This window comes from Neobacillus niacini, assembly GCF_023715785.1.
GTDB classification, from domain to species: Bacteria; Bacillota; Bacilli; order Bacillales; family Cytobacillaceae; genus Neobacillus; species Neobacillus niacini_E.
This window is the reverse complement of sequence record NZ_JAMBOX010000078.1, coordinates 1-440: the sequence shown is the minus strand read 5'-3', so window position 1 is coordinate 440 and position 440 is coordinate 1. Positions and strand designations below refer to the sequence as shown.

The window sequence follows — 440 nt, the reverse complement described above, 5'->3', positions numbered from 1 at the left end:
CAGAAAAGCCTAATGAAAAATGGCTGACAGATGTGACCGAAATGAAGTTCGGGACTTCCCAGAAGGCTTATTTGAGTGCGATTTTAGATTTGTACGATGGATCGATTGTAAGCTATGTATTGGGCACTTCCAACAATAATCCGTTGGTGTTTCAAACCCTGGATTTGGCGTTGGAGGCCAACCTGGAAGCTACTCCCCTCCTCCATAGCGATAGAGGATTTCAATACACCTCGCCAGCATTTAAAAGGAAACTAGAGAAGGCAGAAATGGTGCAAAGCATGTCCCGAGTGGGAAGGTGCATCGATAATGGGCCAATGGAAGGGTTTTGGGGAACATTGAAATGCGAGAAGTATTATCTAAACAAGTACAGTACATTTGAAGAGTTGAAGAAGGACATTGAAGACTACATACAATTTTACAATGAAAAACGACTACAAAAA

The 440-nt window shown here is 42.0% G+C and carries 1 protein-coding gene; it reads left to right on the top strand.

Going from position 1 to position 440, the window contains the following annotated elements; all coding sequences use genetic code 11:
• On the top strand, positions 1 to 440 hold a 440-nt coding region (locus tag M3234_RS29925), incomplete at both ends, for an IS3 family transposase (RefSeq protein ID WP_262307942.1).